This window comes from Nostoc flagelliforme FACHB-838, from assembly GCF_014698065.1.
In the GTDB taxonomy this organism is placed as follows: Bacteria; Cyanobacteriota; Cyanobacteriia; order Cyanobacteriales; family Nostocaceae; genus Nostoc; species Nostoc flagelliforme_B.
This window is the reverse complement of record NZ_JACJSI010000512.1, coordinates 1-3,646: the sequence shown is the minus strand read 5'-3', so window position 1 is coordinate 3,646 and position 3,646 is coordinate 1. Positions and strand designations below refer to the sequence as shown.

3 protein-coding genes and 4 pseudogenes are annotated in these 3,646 nt (G+C 40.0%); 6 read left to right on the top strand and 1 reads right to left on the bottom strand.

Annotation, left to right across the window (positions count from 1 at the left end; translation table 11 throughout):
* Positions 1–168: pseudogene (locus tag H6G97_RS47670) on the bottom strand (IS5/IS1182 family transposase); the annotation flags it as partial.
* A gap of 70 nt (positions 169–238) precedes the next feature.
* On the opposite strand from H6G97_RS47670, the pseudogene H6G97_RS47665 reads away from it, so the two are divergent.
* From H6G97_RS47665 to H6G97_RS54300, 6 genes and pseudogenes are all read left to right on the top strand, one after another.
* Positions 239–1,006 (top strand): annotated as a pseudogene (locus H6G97_RS47665) (LLM class flavin-dependent oxidoreductase); the annotation flags it as partial.
* A 73-nt stretch (positions 1,007–1,079) separates the two neighbouring features.
* Positions 1,080–1,649, top strand: coding sequence for an NADPH-dependent FMN reductase (gene ssuE, locus H6G97_RS47660; RefSeq protein WP_190947324.1), 570 nt, complete (start codon positions 1,080–1,082; stop codon positions 1,647–1,649).
* A 348-nt stretch (positions 1,650–1,997) separates the two neighbouring features.
* A pseudogene (locus H6G97_RS54310) lies at positions 1,998–2,159 on the top strand (transposase); the annotation flags it as partial.
* A gap of 9 nt (positions 2,160–2,168) precedes the next feature.
* Positions 2,169–2,447, top strand: coding sequence for a hypothetical protein (locus H6G97_RS54305; protein WP_242056123.1), 279 nt, complete (start codon positions 2,169–2,171; stop codon positions 2,445–2,447).
* Positions 2,448–2,606: 159 nt separating this feature from the next.
* Positions 2,607–2,831: an NIL domain-containing protein gene (locus H6G97_RS47650; protein ID WP_190947323.1), complete on the top strand. Its 225-nt coding sequence runs from the start codon at positions 2,607–2,609 to the stop codon at positions 2,829–2,831.
* Between the two features lie 481 nt (positions 2,832–3,312).
* Positions 3,313–3,462 (top strand): annotated as a pseudogene (locus H6G97_RS54300) (IS4 family transposase); the annotation flags it as partial.
* Positions 3,463–3,646 lie beyond the last annotated feature (184 nt).

The window sequence follows — 3,646 nt, the reverse complement described above, 5'->3', positions numbered from 1 at the left end:
CATTAAAACTTGGTCTTCAATTATTAATTTAGGACGACGACCAGATTTCTTTTTCTTTTTTTCATCAGCTTTAACATCATCTTCCATTAATTCAAAGGTTTTACGGCTCACTCTAGTCATTCGCTTAAATTTTTTTGCAGTAAGCTGTTTGGCGTTCTCTATTTTCACTGCTCCTCAAAGTCCTAATTGCAAATTCCCAAACCCCTAATTATATCACAAAACACTTTTGCAAGAGTTCTACAGATTAACAGATGAATTTCTGGCAGTTTGGCGAGAGATTGCAGCTGGAGAAACTGCTGATTTTCAGGGAGATTATCTGAATATCCAAAGTGGTAAGCTATTATTTCCCACAATCCAGAAACCTCATCCGCCTTTGTGGTTTGGAGGTTCTTCCCCGATTGCTCAAGAAATTGCAGCCAAACACGTAGATGTATATTTAACTTGGGGCGAACCACCAGAACAAGTTGCCCAAAAGATTGCCTCTGTACGTCGGTTAGCAGCAGCCCAAGGGAGAACATTACGTTTTGGGATTCGTCTGCACGTGATTGTGCGAGAAACAGAAAGCCAAGCCTGGGATGCAGCTAACAATTTGATTCGCTACGTAGATGAAGATGCGATCGCCAAAACGCAACAAGCCTACGCCCGCATGGATTCCGAAGGACAACGCCGGATGAAAGAATTACACAACGGCTCTCGTGAAGCCTTAGAAATTAGCCCGAATTTATGGGCAGGAATCGGTTTAGTGCGTGGTGGTGCTGGCACAGCTTTAGTAGGTGATCCCGATACCGTTGCTCAGAGAATGCTGGAATATCAAGAAATAGGTATCGATACCTTTATCTTCTCTGGTTATCCCCACCTAGAAGAAGCATATCGGGTAGCAGAATTACTTTTTCCTCGTTTACCCCTAGACAATCAGCCAACATTAGAACCGCAACTATTAAGTCCCTTTGGGGAAGTTGTAGCCAACCAAGAATTCCCCAAACAGCAAATCGCCACCGTAGATTAAAAAACACTCCGCGTACCTCTGCGCTTCTCTCCGCGTACCTCTGCGTTTAAAATCCCAAAAGGTTTAACTCAACATGGCACATATATTAGCGATCGCCGGCAGTCCCTCTCACCCTTCCAGAACCTACGCTATTTTGGAATACGCTGCTCAAATTCTGTCACAGCAAAAAGATTTACCCACTAATATCATCTCTGTACGTGATTTACCAGCCGAAGACTTAGCTTATGGACGTTACGATAGTGCCGCATTACAACAGCCAAAAGCACTGCTAGAAAAAGCAAGCGGTGTAATTATTGCAACTCCTATTTATAAAGCAGCCTACACAGGCGTACTCAAAGCATTCCTAGATTTATTACCCCAGAAAGCATTGCTAGGGAAAATCATCTTACCAGTAGCTACAGGTGGAACCATAGCACATTTGTTATCAGTAGAGTATGCCTTAAAACCTGTGCTATCAGAACTAGGCGCACGGCATATATTGAGTACAGTGTACGCAGTCGATAAGCAAATTCAAATCCAGTCAGATGGTAGCGTGCAACTCGATGAAGAAATAGACCAAAGATTGCAAGATGTCCTCAAAGAGTTTGCTTTAGCGGTGAATCATTCCCAGAATACTGCCAAAGAATTTATCCATGCTGGGTAGTTAACCCTCTTCTAAGAAACAGAAATGTTTCTTTACATCCATTGGGAATGCGATCGCTTTCCTCGGACGCTTTTGTCACTTTCAGCAGAGAATAATCTGTAACCCTTGCCCAGATAGGATTTTAACTGTAGAGCTTTGTTTAAAGGTTTCTATTAGCTTGCGATCGCTAATCTTTCCGCTAAATCTAAGTTTCATCATTTAGCCCCAATTTTTATTTCCCCAGAGTGAAAAAAGCGGTTGAAAGCATATTCGCCACAAACCTCAAGGTAATGAACCTAACTTTGATTTGCGTACTCATTTTTACCGCATGAGTGGTATAGATTTACCCGTGTTGACGGTCAAGGTGTCCTGACAGTACAAATTATTCTTTCTGAAGTTGGTTTAGATCGCAGCCGATTCCCTACAGTTAAGCACTTTACCTCCTGGCTTGGTCTTTGTCCTGGTAGTCGTATTACTGGTGGCAAGATTAAAAGTTCTCAAACTCGTCCAGTAGTCAACCGTGCTGCAAACGCTTTTCGCATGGCAGCACAAACTGCCGGAAAAAGTAATTCTGCTTTGGGTGCGTTTTATTGTCGCTTACGTTCTCGACTTGACTCTCCTAAAGCCATTACTGCCACTGCTCATAAGATTGCGCGAATTTTTTACAAACTTTGGACAACCGGAGGAGATTACACCGATCCTGGCATGGATTATTATGAGCAACGTTATCGTGAGCGAATGGTCAATAATCTCCACAAAAAAGCCCAGGCTTTTGGCTTTGAGCTTATTCCTCAGCCCTCAGAAAATCTGGTTTCTTAGAAGAGGGTTAATCAGAGTTATCGTTACTCCCTTCTCACTAGCAGCTGGGTCATTTCTACCCATCTGCTATTTTTCATTTAAAAATCATGGAATTAGCACATTCTTGACCGGGATTATGGTGTTTACTATTGCTATTTCATCTAGATATCTGTAGAATCTATGACTAAATCATCAAATACTAAAAACAGTCAATCTTACCGACTACGCTTGCAGATTTGCATCTTAAAAGATTATCACCAAACACCAATCATCTTTGACTTCGTTTCTCGTTATGGAGTTACAGTCAATATTATTGGCCCTTCACTACCAACCAATCAGAAAGATGATGGTTGGTTTGATTTAGACCTTTGGGGTAAACCACAACAACTTTTTTCTAGTTTCTAATCACTTAAAAACGCTATAGTTACCACTGTGGTTAGATGGATCTTCTTTGCATGGACATCTCATTTAAAACAAATGTTTATCTGTTATTTTATTTATTAATCAAAGCAGCAGTATAAATCAACTGCGGGTGCGTTTATATAGGAATCCGATTTGATTTCTGAACTACTTGTAGAGATAGGGAACGGGGAACAGGTAAAAATGAATAAAAATTTATTGAGTTTTTTCAAAATTAAATATTGTCATCTTTTGGCGTATTTTGCAAGATATAAATGCTTTTTTAGTATTGAAATTAGGATTTATCACAGAGAACAAAAAAGCTGGCATTTTAACCAAAATACTAAAAATTGGTAGGATAATTGTGGTTATATTAAATATCTTGCGGGGGGACAAAATGCTTTAGAATGCTTATATTGCAAAGAGTGTAGCAATTTGTGGTAAAAGAAAAAGAGCCTTCATTTGCAACAAGCTCTATTTAATGATAATGTTACCAGAATTCTACGAGACAAACCTCAAGCGAGAATTGGGACGTGCAGAATATTTATTACTAAAAATCCTGATAAATTTATTACAATCTATTAAAAATGTTAGTATTGAAGCACTGGCGACTGCTTTACCTATCCCCATATTTTTTGTAACCGTTCACAGGATAAGAAACGCTACAGTCAAAAATGGGTTACTGAGATGGTAGATTAAGAGGCATGGATGAAAACTGCCTCGCCTACGGAATTGAAATTTCCGACTCAGATTGGGAAAAGACTCCAGCCAGCATCAAACAACTGGTGGAGAAAATGGGGCAGCATATAAAGCAATCAGAA

Excerpts from the sequence above, each read along its gene's own strand:
- ssuE (WP_190947324.1), top strand. The coding sequence starts at position 1,080 with ATGGCACATATATTAGCGATCGCCGGCAGTCCCTCTCACCCTTCCAGA.
- H6G97_RS54305 (WP_242056123.1), top strand. The coding sequence starts at position 2,169 with ATGGCAGCACAAACTGCCGGAAAAAGTAATTCTGCTTTGGGTGCGTTT.
- H6G97_RS47650 (WP_190947323.1), top strand. The coding sequence starts at position 2,607 with ATGACTAAATCATCAAATACTAAAAACAGTCAATCTTACCGACTACGC.